This is a genomic window from Streptomyces sp. NPDC091376 (assembly GCF_044757085.1).
GTDB lineage: Bacteria > Actinomycetota > Actinomycetes > Streptomycetales > Streptomycetaceae > Streptomyces > Streptomyces pratisoli.
Map to the genome: position 1 here is coordinate 464,152 of NZ_JBIVUF010000002.1, position 17,419 is coordinate 481,570.

The following is a 17,419-nucleotide window of genomic DNA, read 5'->3' on the forward strand; positions in this document are numbered from 1 at the left end:
GGCACTCGGTCGAAGATCGACCAAAGATCGGAGCCCGCATCGTGACGCATGCCACGGTGTGGGTCCTTTCACATGAAACCGCCCGAATCAGCCCTCGCCCCGGACCGTCGCAGCGCCGCGCATCGACAGCCTCACAGCGACACCAGCACAACGAGAAACGGGCCTCCACCATGACTTTCGTCTCTGGTGGAGACCCGTTTCAACGGATTTCTCCTGGTGCGCGAGGGGGGAGTTGAACCCCCACGCCCTTTCGGGCACTGGAACCTGAATCCAGCGCGTCTGCCTATTCCGCCACCCGCGCATTGGGTGTTGCCGCTGTGTCCCTCACCTGTTCGGTGCGAGCGCCTGGCGACATGCAGAAGATTAGCACGCTGCCGAGGGTGGATTCACATCCGTTGTTCCGGCCCCCGTACGACGGCTGACCACCGGGGTTCCCATGGGTTCGGCGCCCTCCCGCGCGGTTGACCCGGCACGAGATGGACGAGGAGAAGACCAGGAGCAGACCGAGAGGAGGACCAGGAGACGGACCAGGAGACGGACCAGGAGACGGACGAGACCGAGGACGAGTCCGAAGAGGATGACGAAGAGACGAGGAACCGGAGCGGAACCGGGGAAGCAGGGGAAGCAACGGAACGCGGCCGCCGGCACTCCTCCCGAGCGCACCTCCCCCCTCTTCCCCGAGGTGCACCCCGGGTGCGGGACACTGTCAGGAGGCCGCCTCTACGATCCGTGTGAGAGGTGACACTCATCGACGGGGCAGACAAGGGGAACCAGCCGATTTCCCGACGCGTGGATACGATCAGTAAGCAGTACCAGGACGACAACGACGGAGGAGGTGCCCTGTGGGAGTCCTGAAGCGTTTCGAACAGCGACTCGAAGGTCTGGTCAACGGCACCTTCGCCAAGGTCTTCAAGTCCGAGGTCCAGCCGGTCGAGATCGCGGGCGCCCTCCAGCGCGAGTGCGACAACAACGCGACCATCTGGAACCGCGACCGGACCGTCGTACCCAACGACTTCATCGTGGAGCTGAGCACGCCCGACTTCGAGCGTCTCAGCCCCTACTCGGGCCAGCTGGGCGACGAGCTCTCCGGTCTGGTCCGGGACTACGCCAAGCAGCAGCGCTACACCTTCATGGGCCCCATCAAGGTCCATCTGGAGAAGGCCGACGACCTCGACACCGGTCTGTACCGGGTGCGCAGCCGTACGCTCGCGTCGAGTACGTCACAGTCGCCCGACCGTGCTGCCGCCGCCCCGGGAGCAGGTGCGGGAGGCGGCCCCGCGGCCGCCCCGCAGGGCGCCGCTCGCGGCGGCTACGGCTACCCTCCTGTCGGTGCGCCCCCCATGCCGTCCGCCCCGCCGCCAGGCTCGGGCCGTCCCGGCCAGGGAGCGTCCGCGAGCGGCCGCCCCGCGGCTCCCGGTGCCATGCCGGGTGCCCAGGTGCGCCGCTGGATCGAGATCAACGGCACACGCCACCAGATCTCCCGCCCGACGCTGGTGCTGGGCCGCAGCACCGACGCCGACGTGCGGATCGACGACCCCGGCGTTTCGCGCCGGCACTGCGAGATCCGGACCGGAACGCCCTCGACGATCCAGGATCTCGGGTCCACCAACGGCATCGTGGTGGACGGGCAGCACACCACCCGCGCTACGCTCCGCGACGGCTCGCGGATCGTCGTGGGCAGCACCACCATCGTTTACCGGCAAGCCGAAGGGTGAAGCGGGGGCAATGTCAGAGCTGACCCTGACGGTCATGCGGCTGGGTTTCCTGGCCGTTCTGTGGCTGTTCGTCATCGTGGCCGTCCAGGTCATCCGAAGCGACCTGTTCGGTACGCGCGTCACGCAGCGCGGCTCGCGCCGCAACGCCGACGCCAGACCGCAGCAGGCCGCCCGCCAGGCCGCCGCGCCTCCTCAGCAACGCCAGCAGGCCACGCGGCAGCGCCGCGGTGCGCCGACGAAGCTGGTCGTCTCCGAGGGCTCACTCACCGGCACGACCGTCGCGCTCCAGGGCCAGACGATCACGCTGGGCCGGGCGCACGATTCCACGATCGTGCTGGACGACGACTACGCGTCGAGCCGGCATGCCAGGATCTACCCGGACCGTGACGGCCAGTGGATCGTCGAGGACCTCGGGTCCACCAATGGCACCTATCTCGACCGGACCCGACTCACCACCCCGACACCGATTCCGCTGGGCGCGCCGATCCGCATCGGCAAGACCGTCATCGAGCTGCGGAAGTAGTACGACAATGAGCGAGCGGAGCGAGCGAGCCGCGGCGGTCCGCACGGAGGACCCCGCAGCGGTCCCGGCAACGGACCGGGGCAGGCTCCCGACCGGAGGGTGGGCAGTGTGGCTCGAGACCGGCTGTACCCCGAGCCGACGGGCGAGGTGCGCATGAGTCTGTCACTGCGCTTCGCCGCCGGATCGCACAAAGGCATGATCCGGGAGGGCAACGAGGACTCCGGCTACGCCGGCCCGCGCCTTCTCGCGATCGCCGACGGCATGGGCGGCCAGGCCGCCGGTGAGGTCGCCTCCTCCGAGGTCATCTCCACGCTCGTCCAGCTCGACGACGACGTGCCCGGCTCGGACATCCTCACCTCGCTCGGCACCGCCGTGCAGCGCGCCAACGAGCAGCTGCGCGTCATGGTCGAGGAGGACCCCCAGCTCGAGGGCATGGGGACCACGCTCACCGCACTGCTCTGGACCGGTCAGCGTCTCGGCCTCGTCCACGTCGGCGACTCCCGCGCGTATCTGCTCCGCGACGGTGTGCTGACGCAGATCACCCAGGACCACACCTGGGTGCAGCGGCTCGTCGACGAGGGCCGGATCACCGAGGAAGAGGCCACCACCCACCCGCAGCGCTCCCTGCTGATGCGCGCGCTGGGCAGCGGCGACCATGTCGAGCCCGACCTGTCCATCCGTGAGGTCCGGGCCGGCGACCGCTATCTGATCTGCTCCGACGGACTGTCCGGCGTCGTCTCCCACCAGACGATGGAGGACACCCTCGCCAGCTACCAGGGCCCGCAGGAGACGGTGCAGGAGCTGATCCAGCTCGCCCTGCGCGGCGGTGGCCCCGACAACATCACCTGCATCGTCGCCGACGTCCTCGACACCGACTCGGGCGACACCCTCGCCGGGCAGCTCAGCGACATCCCCGTCGTCGTGGGCGCGGTCGCGGAGAACCAGATCCAGCTGGGCGACGGCGGAGCCATGCAGACCCCCGCAGGCCGCGCGGCCGGCCTCGGCCGGCCCGTCCAGCCGCCTCACGGAGGCGGCTTCGGCCCGCCCGGAAGCGGCGACGACGCCGGCTACGGCGGGATGCCCCCGGAGGGCGGCTTCGGCGCGTACACGGACGACGACTTCGTCAAGCCGCGCCGCGGCCGGAAGTGGCTGAAGAGATCGTTCCTCATCGTGCTGGCGCTGGGTGTCGTGGGCGGCGGTCTGTACGGCGGCTACCGCTGGACGCAGACCCAGTACTACGTCGGCGCCAACGAGAACCACATCGCGCTGTACCGGGGCATCAGCCAGGACCTGGCGTGGGTCTCGCTCTCGGACGTCGAGAAGGACCACCCCGAGATCGAACTCAAGTACCTGCCGCCCTACCAGCAGAAGCAGGTCAAGGAGACCATCACCGAGGGCAGCCTCGGTGATGCACGCGACAAGATCCAGGAACTCGCGGCGCAGGCCTCCGTCTGCAAGAAGGACGAGCAGCGCCGCGCCGCCGCGGACCGCGCGGCCGGCACGCCGCCCGGAGAGGGCCAGGCCGGAGGTACCACCGGCACGAAGCCCTCGACCCAGTCCGCCCAGACCAAGCCGACCGCAGCGACTCCCTCTCCGGGCCCCACCCTCTCGGAGGAGGAGCAGAAGCTGGCCTCGAACTGCGGCAAGCAGTAAGCACCCGTAGGGGGGCCTTTCTCCACCATGAGCGTTGTCACCAACACGACCACCATCGGCGCGATCGAAGCACCGAGCCGCCGCAACACCGAGCTGGTGCTGCTCGCGTTCGCCGTCGTCATCCCGGTGTTCGCGTACCTCAACGTGGGCCTCGCGCTCGACGGCCAGGTGCCGACCGGCATGCTCGGCTACGGGCTCGGGCTCGGCCTGCTGGCGGGCGTCGCGCATCTCGTGGTGCGGAAGTTCGCGAAGTACGCCGATCCGCTGCTGCTGCCCCTGGCGACGCTGCTCAACGGGCTGGGGCTGGTGCTGATCTGGCGCCTCGACCAGTCGCCACGGCTGAGCGCGCGCAACGACTTCGCCCCGCAGGCGACGAACCAGCTGATGTACTCCGCGCTGGGTATCGCGCTGTTCGTCGGCGTACTGCTGCTCCTGAAGGACCACCGTGTCCTCCAGCGCTTCACCTACATCTCGATGGTGGCGTCGCTGGTCCTGCTGATCCTGCCGATCGTCCCGGGCCTGGGCGCCGACGTCTTCGGCGCCAGGATCTGGATCAGGGTCGGCCCGTTCTCCATCCAGCCCGGTGAGTTCGCGAAGATCGTGATCGCGGTCTTCTTCTCCGGCTACCTCATGGTGAAACGGGACGCGCTGGCGCTGGCCAGCCGCCGGTTCATGGGGCTGTACCTGCCGCGTGGACGCGACCTCGGCCCGATCCTGACCATCTGGGCCGTCAGCCTGCTCATCCTGGTCTTCGAGAACGACCTCGGTACGTCGCTGCTGTTCTTCGGCATGTTCGTGATCATGCTGTACGTCGCCACGGAGCGGACCAGCTGGATCGTCATCGGTCTGCTGATGTCCGTCGGCGGCGCCGTCGGTGTGGCCTCCTTCGCCGGCCACGTCCAGGCTCGTGTCGCCGCCTGGCAGGACCCCTTCGGGGCCTGCTACGAGCAGGAGTCGGCCGCCTGTCAGCAGATGGCGCAGGTGCTGATGTCCTTCGGCTCCGGCGGCACCCTCGGCACGGGACTCGGCCAGGGCGACTCGGACCTGATCGGCTTCGCCGCCAACTCCGACTTCATCTTCGCCACCGTGGGTGAGGAACTGGGCCTGGCAGGTGTCATGGCCTTCCTGCTCCTCTACGGCCTGATCATCGAGCGCGGCATCCGCACGGCCCTGGCCGCCCGGGACCCGTTCGGAAAGCTGTTCGCGGTCGGCCTGTCCGGCGCGTTCGCCCTCCAGGTCTTCGTCGTCGCCGGCGGTGTGATGGGCCTCATCCCGCTGACCGGTATGACCATGCCGTTCCTCGCGGCCGGTGGCTCGTCCGTCATCGCCAACTGGGCCCTGATCGGCATCCTCATCCGTATCAGCGACACGGCACGGCGGCCCGCGCCGTCCCCCGCCCCGTCCCCCGACGCCGAGATGACCCAGGTGGTCCGACCGTGAACAAGCCTCTGCGCCGCATCGCGATCTTCTGCGGCCTTCTGGTTCTCGCGCTGATGATCCGGGACAACTGGATCCAGTACGTGCGCGCCGACGAGCTCAACGCGCACAAGTACAACCGCCGGGTCCAGATCGAGCGCTACGCCTACGAGCGGGGCAACATCATCGTCGACGGCAAGCCGGTGACCGGCTCCGTCGCGACGACGGACAGCGACTTCAAGTACAAGCGCACCTACGTGGACGGCCCCATGTGGGCCCCCGTCACCGGTTTCGCCTCGCAGGCCTTCGACGCCAACCAGATCGAGAAGCTCGAGGACGGCATCCTCACCGGCAACGACGACCGGCTCTTCTTCGACCGCACGATGGCGATGTTCACCGGCGAGAAGAAGAAGGGCGGCGACGTCGTCACCACCCTGAACGGCAAGGCGCAGGAAGCCGCGTTCAAGGGCCTCGGCGACAACAAGGGCGCCGTCGCGGCGATCGACCCGCAGACCGGGAAGATCCTCGCGCTCGCCTCCACGCCGTCGTACGATCCGTCCGGCTTCGCCGGGAACTCGCTGAAGGACTCCGAGAACCGCCAGAAGCTGCTGAACGACAAAGACAAGCCAATGGTGAACCGTGCGCTGCGCGAGACCTACCCCCCCGGCTCCACGTTCAAGGTCCTCACCGCCGCCGCCGCTCTCGAGCACGGCGTGGTCACCGACATCAACGCCGCGACGGACACTCCCGAGCCGTACTTCATCCCGCTGTCGCGCAAGCCGATGGTCAACCAGCACGGCGGATGCGAGAAGGCGAGCCTGAACCGGGCCCTGGAGGTCTCCTGCAACTCCGTCTTCGCGAACCTCGGTGACAAGGTCGGCCGGGACAAGATGGTGGAGACGGCCGAGAAGTTCGGCTTCAACAACCCTGAGATCGACACTCCGGTCCGCGCCGCGTCCTCCGTCTACGACAAGAACATGGACAAGGGCGGCAACGCCCTCTCCTCCATCGGTCAGTTCAACACCGCGACCACCCCGCTGCAGATGGCCATGGTCACCGCGGCGATCGCCAACGACGGCAAGCTGATGAAGCCGTACATGATCGACCAGCTGCGCGCGCCCAATCTGGACATCGTCCAGACGTTCGAGCCGGAGGAGATGAGCCGACCGCTCTCGCAGGAGAACGCGCAGCTCCTCCAGCAGATGATGGAGAACGTCGTCGAGAAGGGCACCGGCACGAAGGCGCAGATCAGCGACGTGACGGTCGGTGGCAAGACCGGTACGGCTCAGCACGGCGTCGGGAACAAGAAGCGCCCGTACGCGTGGTTCGTCTCGTACGCCAAGACCGACAGCGGCTCCCCGGTCGCCGTCGCCGTCGTCGTCGAGGACAGCAACGCGTCCCGTGACGAGATCAGCGGCGGCGGTCTCGCCGCGCCGATCGCCAAGAAAGTGATGCAGGCGGTACTCGACAGCAAGGAGTGACGCATGTCACTGTCCTGGCCTCGCCCCGCCTCATAACCGCACAATGCGATACCGGTCGCATATCAGGTCCCGGCCATGGGCGGATGCGACGCCGCGTGCCCGGTAGCGTATGCGCGAACAGCACACCGCCGGAGCACACGCACGGGTGCGGTCGGGACTGACGGAGAGGGCTGGAACTGTTATGGAAGAGCCGCGTCGCCTCGGCGGCCGGTACGAGCTGGGCTCGGTGCTCGGCCGTGGTGGCATGGCCGAGGTCTACCTCGCTCACGACACCCGGCTCGGCCGCACCGTCGCCGTGAAGACGCTCCGGGCCGATCTCGCCCGCGACCCGTCCTTCCAGGCCCGGTTCCGCCGTGAGGCCCAGTCGGCCGCCTCGCTGAATCACCCTGCGATCGTCGCGGTGTACGACACCGGCGAGGACTACGTCGAGGGCGTCTCCATCCCGTACATCGTGATGGAGTACGTGGACGGGTCCACGCTCAGAGAGCTGCTGCACTCGGGGCGCAAGCTGCTGCCCGAGCGCACGCTCGAGATGACCATCGGCATTCTGCAGGCGCTCGAGTACTCGCACCGCAACGGCATCGTCCACCGCGACATCAAGCCGGCGAACGTCATGCTGACGCGCACCGGCCAGGTCAAGGTCATGGACTTCGGCATCGCCCGCGCCATGGGTGACTCGGGCATGACCATGACGCAGACCGCGGCCGTGATCGGTACCGCCCAGTACCTCTCCCCGGAGCAGGCCAAGGGCGAGCAGGTCGATGCCCGCTCCGACCTGTACTCCACCGGCTGTCTGCTCTACGAGCTGCTGACGGTCCGGCCGCCGTTCGTCGGGGACTCCCCGGTGGCGGTCGCCTATCAGCACGTACGGGAAGAGCCGCAGCCGCCCAGCAACTTCGACCCCGAGATCACGCCCGAGATGGACGCGATCGTGCTGAAGGCGCTCGTCAAGGATCCCGACTACCGCTACCAGTCCGCCGACGAGATGCGGGCCGACATCGAGGCCTGCCTCGACGGCCAGCCGGTCGCGGCGACGGCGGCGATGGGCGCGGTCGGCTACGGCGGCGGATACGGCCCCCAGCACGGCGACGACCGCCCGACGACGGCGCTGCGCCAGACCGACCCTGGCGGCCAGACGTCGATGCTGCCTCCCATGAACCCGGACGACGGCGGGTACGGCGGTTATGACGACCGTCCGGACCGCCGTCGGCAGAAGAAGTCGAACACCTCGACGATCCTGCTGGTGGTCGCGGGCATCCTCGTGCTCGTCGGCGCGATCCTCATCGGCAAGTCCGTCTTCGGCGGGGGCGGCGGCACCAGCAAGATCGACGTGCCGCAGCTCGTCGGCAAGCCCTTCGACGAAGCCGTGCAGCTCGGGGAGAACGCGAAGGTCAAGGTCGTCCAGTCCGGGACCGACCGCTGCGACCAGCCGAAGAAGAGCGTCTGCAGCCAGACACCGGAGAGCGGCAAGATGGAGCAGGGCGAGACGATCCAGGTCGTCGTCTCGCAGGGCGCGCCGCTGATCGAGGTGCCGGACGTCACGGAGAAGTCCGAGGAGAACGCCACCAAGCAGCTGGAGGCCAAGGGCTTCGAGGTCGAGACCAAGTCGGTCGACTCCGACCAGGAGGCCGGCACGGTCGTCAGCCAGGACCCCGCGGGCAACACCAAGGCCGAAAAGGGCACGAAGATCACCCTGCAGATCGCCAAGCAGGCCACGACGCGGGTTCCGGACGTGGTGGGCCAGCAGTTCGACAGCGCCAACCAGCAGCTGACGACCCTCGGATTCACGGTGCAGCGGCAGGACGTCGACTCGAACGAGCCGGCCAACCAGGTCATCGCGCAGTCGCCGACCACGGGGTCCAAGGAGCCCAAGGGAACCACGGTCACCCTGCAGGTCTCGAAGGGCCCCCAGACGCCGCAGAACCAGGTGCCGGAGGTACGCAACCGGACCCTGGGCGAGGCCAAGGCCATGCTGCAGCAGGCCGGCTACACCAACATCCAGGTGCAGGGCGACCAGAACGACAACGCCAGGGTGTTCCAGCAGAACCCGCAGCCGGGGACCCAGGCGGACCCCGCCGCCACTCCGATCACCCTGTTCACGATCGCCGCCGGTGGCAACCAGGGCGGTAACAACGGAGGCGGCTTCATCGGCGGTAACGACAGCGACTAGCCGGTCGTCCGCGCGGTACAGGCGCAAGCAGCGATGAGCCCCGGCACCCATCCAGGTGCCGGGGCTCTTCGCTGTCCATGGGTGCCGGGCGCTTCCCGCGGCGCCCTGCCGCCGCCTGCCGCCCTGCCGACGGCGGATTGCGGACTGCGGACTGCCGAATGCGGCCTCTACGGCTGAGCCAGCTCCGCCGGTGGCGTACGGTCCCTGTCGACCCTTTCCGTGCGCTCCAGCTCGCCCCACACGATGTACCGGTAGTCCGAGGTGTAGACGGGCGTGCAGGTCGTCAGGGTGATGTAGCGCCCCGGCTTGGTCTTGCCGGATTCCTTCGGGACCGGCTGGAGCACGTCCACGTTGTACTTGGACGTCTCCTTCAGGTCCTTGTAGACCTTGTAGACGTACCAGGTGTCCTTGGTCTCGAAGATGATCGAGTCGCCGGCCTTGACCTTGTGGATGTTGTGGAACTTCGCGCCGTGGCCGTCCCGGTGCGCCGCGAGGGTGAAGTTGCCCTGCTTGTCGGACGGGAGGGCCGACTTGATCGGGGTGGTGTAGTAGCCCGCGACACCGTGGTTCAGGGTCTTGCTGTCGGTGCCCTTCTTGACCAGGACCTCGCCGTTGCTCATGGCGGGCACGTGGAGGAAGCCGATGCCGTCCTTGGTGTCGAGCGCGCCCGGGCCTCCGGCCCAGCGGTCGCGGACGCGGTCGCCCTGCGCGGTGGCCTCACGGTCGGCGAGGACGTTCGTCCACCACAGCGAGTAGACGACGAAAAGTGCCAGCACCAGCCCTGCGGTGATCAGCAGCTCGCCGAAGACACTGATGACGCCGGCGATCCGGCTGCGCGCACGTGCCACTGCACCTGTCCCTGTCCCTGTTTTTCTGTCGTCCTGAAGTACGTTCATCGGTCAGCCGACGAGCGCGTCCGGCTTGCCCTTGCTGCGCGGGCGTTCCTCGACCATCTTGCCCCACACGATCATTCGATACGTACTCGTGAATTCGGGGGTGCACGTGGTCAGCGTGATGTACCGGCCGGGGCCGGTGAAGCCGGCGCCGACCGGTACCGGAGCGATCACGCCGACGTTGGAAGGCGGAGTCTGCGGCAGGATGGACGCCATCTCGTACGTGTAGTAACGGTCCTGCGTCTCGACGACGATCGGGTCGCCCGGTTCGAGCTGGTTGATGTAACGGAACGGCTCACCGTGGGTGTTGCGGTGGCCGGCGACCGCGAAGTTGCCCTGCTTGTCCTCGGGCATCGCCGTCTTGAGCCCGCCCTCGGCGTAGTGGCCGACCATGCCCCGGTCCAGGACCCGGTGCTTGTCGGTGCCCTCGGCGATCGGGACGACGACGTCGAGCTTGGGGATGTGCATGATGGCGAAGCCCCGGCCGGGCTCGAACGCGCCCGGAGCGCGGCCCTGCGCCCAGTCGTCCTGGATCTGGTCCGCCGCGGCGTTGGCCTGCTGACCGGCGAGGATGTTGGTCCACCACAGCTGGTAGGTGACGAAGAGCAGCATCAGCACGCCGATGGTGATGAACAGTTCACCGAAGGCGCGGCTGGCGACCACGGCCGGGCTGTCCTTGGCCGCGCGGGCCGCCCGGCGCGCTTCCACCCGGGAGAGCGGAGCGCCGCCCTCCGAAGGCTTCGGCGGCGTGGGGGCGGCGGCACGGCGCTTCCCACGCCCCTTGGCGGCCCTGCGGCGCTCGGCACGGCCTCCTGTGGGCTGCTCGGGCGTCGCGGCGCTGGTGTCGGACGTCCGGAGCCCAACCGTCTCGTCGTCGTCGGGCGCAGGCGCGGGCGCGGGCACGAACGGGGCCGCGTACGCCGACTCCTGCACGGACTCCGGCCGGTGCCGGTGCCGGGCCTGAAGCGGGGCCTGGGCCGGCGCCTGGTGCTGGGGATACGACTCAGGCTGGGAGTAGGGCTGCTGTTGAGGCTGGGTCCGGGGCGAGGGCTGCGGCTGTGTGTAAGCCTGCTGCCCGTACCAGTCCTGCTGATAGGCCGGGGAGTATTCGTCGTAGCCCTGCCACTCCTGCGGCTCAGGCTGGTCCTGCGGCTCGCGCTGCCCGGGCACGTCCCCGGGATGGAACCACGGCGATCCCCCCTCGCCGTTCACGCCAGGGCCTTGCCCACCACCGGCGCGAGCCCTGACGAACGGCCCACCGCGCCCGTGTCACCGCACCGCACCAGCCAGTTGGCCAGCATCAGATGGCCGTGCTCCGTGAGCACCGACTCCGGGTGGAACTGCACACCCTCGACAGCCTTCTCACGATGGCGCAGCCCCATGATGATGCCGTCCTCCGTGCGCGCGGTGACCTCCAGCGCATCCGGCACGGTCGCCGGCTCGGCGGCCAGTGAGTGATACCGCGTGGCCGTGAACGGCGAGGGCAGCCCCGCGAACACGCCCTGGCCCTCGTGGAGCACGAGCGAGGTCTTGCCGTGCAGCAGCTCCGGGGCGCGGTCGACGACTCCGCCGTACGCCACCGCCATCGACTGCATGCCGAGACAGACACCGAAGACGGGCACGTCGGTCGCCGCACAGTGACGCACCATCTCGATGCAGACCCCGGCCTGTTCGGGCGCTCCGGGCCCCGGCGAGAGGAGCACGCCGTCGAAACCGTCCTGCGCGTGCGCGGTGGACACCTCGTCGTTGCGCACGACTTCGCACTCCGCGCCCAGTTGGTACAGGTACTGGACGAGGTTGAAGACGAAGCTGTCGTAGTTGTCGACGACGAGGATGCGCGCGCTCACTGGCCGTCCACCGTCACGTCGTTGAACGGAAGCAGCGGCTCCGCCCAGGGGAACACGTACTGGAACAGTCCATAGACGACCGCGAGGACCAGCACGAGCGAGATGAAAGCCCGCACCCATGCGTTGCCCGGCAGATGCCGCCAGATCCAGCCGTACATGCCGTCCCTTTCCGTTCGGTACGGGACCAGACTAAAGGGCGCCGGGGGCGCGTGGGTCAGCTGTGGAAAGCTTCCGGCTTGCCGTCGGTCACAGGCTGCGTGGCATCCAGGTGCGCCCAGACGACCAGCCGGTGGCTGCTTCCCCACTCCGGATCGCAGGTGGTGAGCGTCAGATAGCGGCCCGGCCCGTCGAATCCGGCCGCCTTCTTCTCCAGCGGCGCGGGGACGGCGTCGATGACCCCGACATCACCCGGAACGGTGCGGTACGGCTCGTTCCGTATCCGGTACGTGAACCAGGTCGTCCCGTCGTTGACGATCACCGGGTCGCCCGGCCGCAGCCGCGGGAAGTCCTTGAACGGGTCCCCGTAGGTGCGCCGGTGGCCGGCCACTGAGAAGTTCCCGGTCGCGCCGAGCCGTGCGGTGGACGCGTAGTGCCCGAGCCCCTTCTTCAGGGTCCGGGCCGCCGTGCCCTCCAGCACGGGCCAGTCCCAGCCCTCGCCGAAGCGCGGGATGTACATGACGGCGAAGGGCCGGCCGGTCTCGTACGGCTTCGCCGAAGAGGCGGGAGCCGGCGACGAGGAGGCGGGAGCCGAGGAGGCGGGAGCCGAGGACGTGGGGGCGGGATCGGGGGACGGAGCGGCGGCGGGGCCCGAAGCCTGGGGCTCCACCGGCTGCCGGGCCCACTCCTCCTGGAGCCTGACGATCTCCCCGTCCGTCGCGCCCTGGGCCTTCACTCCGGTCCAGAACAGCACGTACACCACGAACAGCACGATCACCGTGCCAACGGTGATGCAGATCTCACTGAACGTTCTGACGATCAGTCGCACCGACACCGGCCGGCCTCCCCGGGGGCTATTGCACGGGCTTCGCGTGGTGGAGATCCACTGTGCCCGAGTAGCCGGGGAGAGTCACCGCCTCGCGCTCGTCGACTTTCCAGCCCAGTCCGTACGCCGTCACATACAGCTGGTAGTTCTGGATGGCCGGGGAGGCGGTCAGCGCCCGCTTGAGCCTGTCCGGGTCGCCGACGGCCGTGACCTTGTACGGCGGCGAGTAGACGCGGCCCTGGAGGATCAGCGTGTTGCCGACGCAGCGCACGGCGCTGGTGGAGATCAGCCGCTGGTCCATGACCTGGATGCCCTGAGCCCCGCCCTGCCAGAGGGCGTTGACCACGGCCTGCAGATCCTGCTGGTGGATGACCAGGTCGTTGGCCTGCGGTTCCGGGTAGCCGGGTGCTGCCTGGGCGTTCTGGGGAGCATCATTGAGGGTGACGGAAACGGCCTGACCGCTCAGCTTCGTGGTCCCCGCGGCGGCCTCCAGCGCCCGGAGCTTCTCGTCCTCGGCCTTGGTGGAGCCGTCGTCACGGCCGGCGAGAGCGTCGACGTCCTTGCGGACCGCCGCCGTGGACTCGTCGAGCTTCGCGTTCTTGTCGCTGCGCTGCTGGATGAGATCGGAGAGCTTCAGCAGCGAGTCGTCGGTCCGGAGGTTGGTGCCCTTGGCCGTGTTGAAACTGGTGACGAAGATCAGTCCGGCGAGTGCGAAAACGGCAGCCGTCAGCAGCCGGACCGGCCGCCACGAGAAGCGACGGACCGGCCCACCGGGGGAGTCGGCGGAATTGCTCAACGTACCCTTACCCTTCAGGCGCCGTGGAAGCACTACGCTAACGGACGCCCGGGGGAGGCCCAGGTCCCCCTCGCCCCCGCCCGGCGCCAGCCACAGTTTCCCCTGCGCGGTCACGCAGCGCATCGACAGGAGAGTCCCTCGTGCCGAAGTCACGTATCCGCAAGAAGGCCGACTTCACGCCCCCGCCGTCCTCGAAGCAGGCGACCAACATCAAGCTGTCGAGCCACAGCTGGGTCGCTCCTGTGATGCTGGCGCTGTTCCTGATCGGACTGGCGTGGATCGTCATCTTCTACGTCACCGACGGCCGGCTGCCCGTCCAGTCGCTCGGCAACTGGAACATCGTGGTCGGCTTCGGCTTCATCGCCGGCGGTTTCGCCGTCTCCACACAGTGGAAGTAGCGCCGAGCTAGTCGTTGTCAAGCTCTGCCCTGAAGTTATCCACAGCGTCGTCCACAGCCGTGGGAAAAGGTCTGACGATCTGTGGATAACTCAGGGAGGGTTGACGCCGATGTGACTGCTGAGGCCATTCCAGCGACATCGGATGCCTCATCCCGCCCCTTGTCCTTACTGGGAAAGCCCAGCTCAGCGACAAGGGGCACAGTTGTTCTCCACGGCATGCACAAGATCCACCACACGCTGTGGACAACCTTGGGGAAAGCTCACGCTCAGCTGAGCAGCGACTGGGTCCTCAGGACGATGGTCGCGAGCGAGACGAGCAGCACGACCGCACAGGTCCCGGCCTGCACCAGGGTCCGGTGCTCACGCGGTGCATGGACCATGGCCAAGGCGATCAGGGTGCCGGCGACCAGGCCGCCGACGTGCGCCTCCCAGGAGATCCCTGTCCAGGTGAAGGTGAAGAGCAGATTCAGCGCGAGAAGCGCGATCACCGGGCGCATGTCGTAGTTGAGCCGGCGCATCAGCACCGCGGTGGCGCCGAGCAGGCCCCAGATCGCGCCCGAGGCACCGAGCGCACCTCGGTTCGGCTCCTCCAGCAGATACACCAGGGCGCTTCCCGCGAACCCGGAGAGCAGATACAGGGTGAGATAGCGCGCCCGGCCGAGTGCCGCCTCGAGCGGGCCGCCGAGCCACCAGAGGCCCAGCATGTTGAAGGCGATGTGCCAGATCTCCTGGTGCAGGAACATCGAGGTCACCAGGCGGTACCACTCACCGTCCGCGACACCTACGACCTGCTGGATCTGTGGGTTGAACGCGAGCCCGATCAGATCGAGCCGGTCGGCGAGAGCATGGTCGGCGAGGACGGCGATGAACACCGCCACATTGATACCGAGCAGGATCTTGGTGACGAGGCGAGGGTCACCGGAGGAGACCGCGGCGCCCGCGATCGTCCGGGGCCGGCTCGCGCTCGCGGCGTGTCCCGTGCCGGATCCGGTGCGGACGCACTCCGGGCACTGGAAGCCGACCGAGGCGCTGACCATGCACTCCGGACAGATCGGCCGCTCGCAGCGGGTACAGCTGATGCCGGTCTCCCGGCCCGGGTGCCGGTAACAGCTCGGCAGCCCCTGCGCCGCCTGGGGCTGGTCCGGGCTTCCTGGCGCCTGATCCATGACGTCCCCTCGTCTTCAGCGTCCGGCGCGTCTTGCGCGCAATGCTTCGCCCCGCTCGTCTTACGGACGAGCGGGGCGGAAAGGTTCCCGGGCCGGGAAGGCCCGGACGGGCTCAGCCCTCGCGGGTCTCGACCACGACGGACTCGATCACCACGTCGTTCAGCGGGCGGTCGGTGCGCGGGTTGGTCTGCGCCGCGGCGATGGTGTCCACGATCTTCCGGCTGGCCTCGTCGGCGACCTCACCGAAGATGGTGTGCTTGCGCGTCAGCCAGGCGGTGGGGGCCACCGTGATGAAGAACTGCGAGCCGTTGGTGCCCGGGCCGGCGTTGGCCATGGCAAGCAGGTACGGCTTGTCGAAGGCCAGGTCCGGGTGGAACTCGTCGGCGAACTCGTAGCCCGGGCCGCCGGTGCCGTTGCCCAGCGGGTCGCCGCCCTGGATCATGAAGCCGCTGATCACCCGGTGGAAGACCGTGCCGTCGTACAGCTTGTCCGTGGACTTCTTGCCGGTCGCCGGGTTCGTCCACTCACGCTCACCCTTGGCGAGCTCGACGAAGTTCTTGACCGTCTTCGGCGCGTGGTTCGGCAGAAGCCGGATGTCGATGTCGCCGTGATTGGTCTTCAGGGTGGCGTAGAGCTGCTCGGCCACGATGTGCCTTCCGTAAGTCCTCTGTGACGTCACCCGATCCTCGCACGGAACGGCCGCCCAGGAAGAAAATGACCCGGATGCCCGTCCCGCATGCCGAGGCCGACCCCAGCAGGCATGATTTCGAAAAGGGTGGAAAGGCGCACTGTGCCTTGGCTGGGTCCACAACGCCCCAGACCCCCGCGAACGCCACCGATGAGGAGGATCCCGTGACCCGCATGGACAGCGTGCGCGCCGCGACCGACACGGCGAAGGAGAGCGTGCTGCACGCCGCGGAAGTGGTGGCGCCCTACGCCGGTACGGCCAAGGACCAAGCCGCGCAATACGCGCACGAGGCTCGGGTGCGCCTTGGGCCGAAGGTGACGCGAGCCGCGCATCAGGCTCGCCGTCAGGCCCGTGTTCAGTACGACTCCCATGTCGCACCGCATGTTCCGCCGGCGGTGGACGACGCGGCACAGCGGGCCGCCGTCATGACCCGGAATGCCGCACGTCAGGCGGCGGAATACACCACGCCGCGAATCGAGCAGGCCGTCGCCGTCGCTCAGCCTGTCGGGCAGGAGGCCGTCACCCGCTCCGCCGCCGCTCTGGCCGCATTGCGTGGTTCGGTCTCGGCGGAGGACATCAGGAAGCTTGCGAGGAGGAACGAGCGCCGTGCCAAGTGCGGTCGTGCCGTGAAGGGTGCGGTCGTGCTCGGCGTCGTCGCCGCCGGGCTGTTCGCCGCGTGGAAGTGGTGGGACAAGCAGGCCAACCCGGACTGGCTGGTCGAACCTCCCGCGCCGACCGAGGTGTCGGACCGTCCGCTGTCTTCGGTGGACGGCAACGACCGTTCGGTGCTCGACCCGGAGGTTCAGGCGAAGCAGTCGGAGAACGAGACCGGTTCGGACCGCGAGGACCGTCGCTGACCGACTTTCACCACACGTCGTTCGGGGCAGCGGGCGCCGGGAGAGCCGAAAGCTTCCCGGCGCCTCATGCTGCCGCCGCGACGGGCGCGGCGTCGTCGCTCATGAACGAGGAGTCCTGAGCCTCGGCGTCCAGGGCGGGCAGGTGCCGGACGGCGGGGGAGGATCCATGGGCCTCGGCACCGATGCGCTGCTTGATGGTCGGCGGCAGCGAGCGTTCGCGGGGAGTCCTCGCGCGGACCACCTGCTGCCAGAACCCGTGCAGCTCCGCGGCAGCGGTATGCGCCGTATCCGCTCTCCGGGGGTGCTCCTGCGCGCCGGCGTTCCGCGCGCCGGGGACGGTGGGCTCCTGCTCGGCGGGGCCCTCGGGCTGCCGAGGGGCAGGCTGCTGAGCAGCCTTGGCGGAGGTGGCGAATCCCAGGGAGGCGAGCAGGGTGACGAGCAGGGAGATGAAGGCGGTCCACAACGTGGTGACCTTGACGGCGGCCATGGCCCCTCACTTTCGGATTGGGCGTTTTACATACCTTCCTCATGATGTGGACGCATCTTGGGAATCGTGGGACCTGCGCCACGGGTCGGCGGATCTTCCGATGAACACCACCCGTCCGGCGCAACTGCGGATGCGGGCCACGGCGGAGTGGTTGTAGAGGGACTTCGCCGGCCCGTGGGCGGCACTCCAGGGCCCCGGCTTTCCGGACACCTGACGGTGGCGGATCCGCCACCCACCCTCGACAGGCCTGCCACCTGCGGCGATGTCCGCACGGGCCGGGACGCTGAGCGCCGCAGGGAGCTCGTTCCCCGAGGCGTCGGAGAGAAAGATCGCGGGCGCTTGCGCCG

At 68.6% G+C, this 17,419-nt stretch carries 17 protein-coding genes and 1 tRNA gene; 8 read left to right on the top strand and 10 right to left on the bottom strand.

Annotation, left to right across the window (positions count from 1 at the left end; genetic code table 11):
* Positions 1-214 precede the first annotated feature (214 nt).
* Positions 215-301, bottom strand: a tRNA-Leu gene (locus tag ACIQMR_RS06435).
* Between the two features lie 541 nt (positions 302-842).
* On the opposite strand from ACIQMR_RS06435, the gene ACIQMR_RS06440 reads away from it, so the two are divergent.
* The 6 genes from ACIQMR_RS06440 (at position 843) to pknB (ending at position 8,958) form a co-directional block, all read left to right on the top strand.
* On the top strand, positions 843-1,715 hold the full coding sequence (locus ACIQMR_RS06440; RefSeq protein WP_401383591.1) for an FhaA domain-containing protein: 873 nt from the start codon (positions 843-845) through the stop codon (positions 1,713-1,715).
* A gap of 10 nt (positions 1,716-1,725) precedes the next feature.
* Complete coding sequence (locus ACIQMR_RS06445) at positions 1,726-2,238, top strand: FHA domain-containing protein (RefSeq protein WP_266380397.1); 513 nt, start codon at positions 1,726-1,728, stop codon at positions 2,236-2,238.
* A 153-nt stretch (positions 2,239-2,391) separates the two neighbouring features.
* Positions 2,392-3,891, top strand: coding sequence for a Stp1/IreP family PP2C-type Ser/Thr phosphatase (locus ACIQMR_RS06450; protein WP_401383595.1), 1,500 nt, complete (start codon positions 2,392-2,394; stop codon positions 3,889-3,891).
* Positions 3,892-3,918: 27 nt separating this feature from the next.
* Entirely contained in the window at positions 3,919-5,331 is a 1,413-nt protein-coding gene (locus ACIQMR_RS06455; protein ID WP_401383598.1) for an FtsW/RodA/SpoVE family cell cycle protein, read from the top strand.
* The gene (locus ACIQMR_RS06460) at positions 5,328-6,788 is read left to right on the top strand and encodes a peptidoglycan D,D-transpeptidase FtsI family protein (protein WP_401383601.1); all 1,461 of its coding nucleotides are present in this window, start codon (positions 5,328-5,330) and stop codon (positions 6,786-6,788) included. The genes ACIQMR_RS06455 and ACIQMR_RS06460 overlap by 4 nt, the downstream gene beginning before the upstream one ends.
* Positions 6,789-6,969: 181 nt before the next feature.
* Positions 6,970-8,958: a Stk1 family PASTA domain-containing Ser/Thr kinase gene (gene pknB / locus ACIQMR_RS06465; RefSeq protein WP_401383604.1), complete on the top strand. Its 1,989-nt coding sequence runs from the start codon at positions 6,970-6,972 to the stop codon at positions 8,956-8,958.
* 167 nt (positions 8,959-9,125) lie between these two features.
* Here pknB and ACIQMR_RS06470 read toward each other — a convergent pair whose 3' ends face one another.
* From ACIQMR_RS06470 to ACIQMR_RS06495, 6 genes are read right to left on the bottom strand one after another with little or no spacing between them, the layout of a single operon-like run.
* Positions 9,126-9,806 carry a class E sortase gene (locus tag ACIQMR_RS06470; RefSeq protein ID WP_401383606.1) on the bottom strand — a complete coding sequence of 227 codons (681 nt, stop codon included), beginning with the start codon at positions 9,804-9,806 and terminating at the stop codon, positions 9,126-9,128.
* A gap of 51 nt (positions 9,807-9,857) precedes the next feature.
* Positions 9,858-11,063: a class E sortase gene (locus ACIQMR_RS06475; protein ID WP_401383608.1), complete on the bottom strand. Its 1,206-nt coding sequence runs from the start codon at positions 11,061-11,063 to the stop codon at positions 9,858-9,860.
* Entirely contained in the window at positions 11,060-11,698 is a 639-nt protein-coding gene (locus ACIQMR_RS06480) for an aminodeoxychorismate/anthranilate synthase component II (RefSeq protein ID WP_401383610.1), read from the bottom strand. The genes ACIQMR_RS06475 and ACIQMR_RS06480 overlap by 4 nt, the downstream gene beginning before the upstream one ends.
* Entirely contained in the window at positions 11,695-11,856 is a 162-nt protein-coding gene (locus ACIQMR_RS06485; protein WP_401383611.1) for a hypothetical protein, read from the bottom strand. Before ACIQMR_RS06485 ends, ACIQMR_RS06480 begins: the two co-directional genes overlap by 4 nt.
* Before the next feature lie 56 nt (positions 11,857-11,912).
* The gene (locus ACIQMR_RS06490) at positions 11,913-12,689 is read right to left on the bottom strand and encodes a class E sortase (RefSeq protein WP_401383614.1); all 777 of its coding nucleotides are present in this window, start codon (positions 12,687-12,689) and stop codon (positions 11,913-11,915) included.
* Positions 12,690-12,708: 19 nt separating this feature from the next.
* Positions 12,709-13,476 (bottom strand): DUF881 domain-containing protein, encoded by a 768-nt coding sequence (locus tag ACIQMR_RS06495; RefSeq protein ID WP_401383617.1) that lies wholly within the window; start codon positions 13,474-13,476, stop codon positions 12,709-12,711.
* 140 nt (positions 13,477-13,616) lie between these two features.
* Here ACIQMR_RS06495 and crgA point away from each other — a divergent pair, with 140 nt between their 5' ends.
* On the top strand, positions 13,617-13,874 hold the full coding sequence (gene crgA, locus ACIQMR_RS06500) for a cell division protein CrgA (protein WP_401383619.1): 258 nt from the start codon (positions 13,617-13,619) through the stop codon (positions 13,872-13,874).
* Between the two features lie 266 nt (positions 13,875-14,140).
* Here the strand turns inward: crgA and ACIQMR_RS06505 are convergent, their stop codons facing one another.
* Positions 14,141-15,040 (bottom strand): rhomboid family intramembrane serine protease, encoded by a 900-nt coding sequence (locus tag ACIQMR_RS06505; protein ID WP_401383622.1) that lies wholly within the window; start codon positions 15,038-15,040, stop codon positions 14,141-14,143.
* A gap of 112 nt (positions 15,041-15,152) precedes the next feature.
* Positions 15,153-15,686, bottom strand: coding sequence for a peptidylprolyl isomerase (locus tag ACIQMR_RS06510; RefSeq protein WP_401383625.1), 534 nt, complete (start codon positions 15,684-15,686; stop codon positions 15,153-15,155).
* A 206-nt stretch (positions 15,687-15,892) separates the two neighbouring features.
* Between ACIQMR_RS06510 and ACIQMR_RS06515 the strand changes: the two genes are divergently transcribed.
* Entirely contained in the window at positions 15,893-16,585 is a 693-nt protein-coding gene (locus ACIQMR_RS06515; protein ID WP_401384099.1) for a DUF5324 family protein, read from the top strand.
* 64 nt (positions 16,586-16,649) lie between these two features.
* Here the strand turns inward: ACIQMR_RS06515 and ACIQMR_RS06520 are convergent, their stop codons facing one another.
* Entirely contained in the window at positions 16,650-17,072 is a 423-nt protein-coding gene (locus ACIQMR_RS06520; RefSeq protein WP_401383628.1) for a DUF6344 domain-containing protein, read from the bottom strand.
* Positions 17,073-17,419 lie beyond the last annotated feature (347 nt).

Coding starts and splice junctions, on each gene's coding strand:
- ACIQMR_RS06455 (WP_401383598.1), top strand. CDS start 3,919: ATGAGCGTTGTCACCAACACGACCACCATCGGCGCGATCGAAGCACCG.
- ACIQMR_RS06445 (WP_266380397.1), top strand. CDS start 1,726: ATGTCAGAGCTGACCCTGACGGTCATGCGGCTGGGTTTCCTGGCCGTT.
- ACIQMR_RS06520 (WP_401383628.1), bottom strand. CDS start 17,072: ATGGCCGCCGTCAAGGTCACCACGTTGTGGACCGCCTTCATCTCCCTG.
- ACIQMR_RS06450 (WP_401383595.1), top strand. CDS start 2,392: ATGAGTCTGTCACTGCGCTTCGCCGCCGGATCGCACAAAGGCATGATC.
- ACIQMR_RS06505 (WP_401383622.1), bottom strand. CDS start 15,040: ATGGATCAGGCGCCAGGAAGCCCGGACCAGCCCCAGGCGGCGCAGGGG.
- ACIQMR_RS06485 (WP_401383611.1), bottom strand. CDS start 11,856: ATGTACGGCTGGATCTGGCGGCATCTGCCGGGCAACGCATGGGTGCGG.
- pknB (WP_401383604.1), top strand. CDS start 6,970: ATGGAAGAGCCGCGTCGCCTCGGCGGCCGGTACGAGCTGGGCTCGGTG.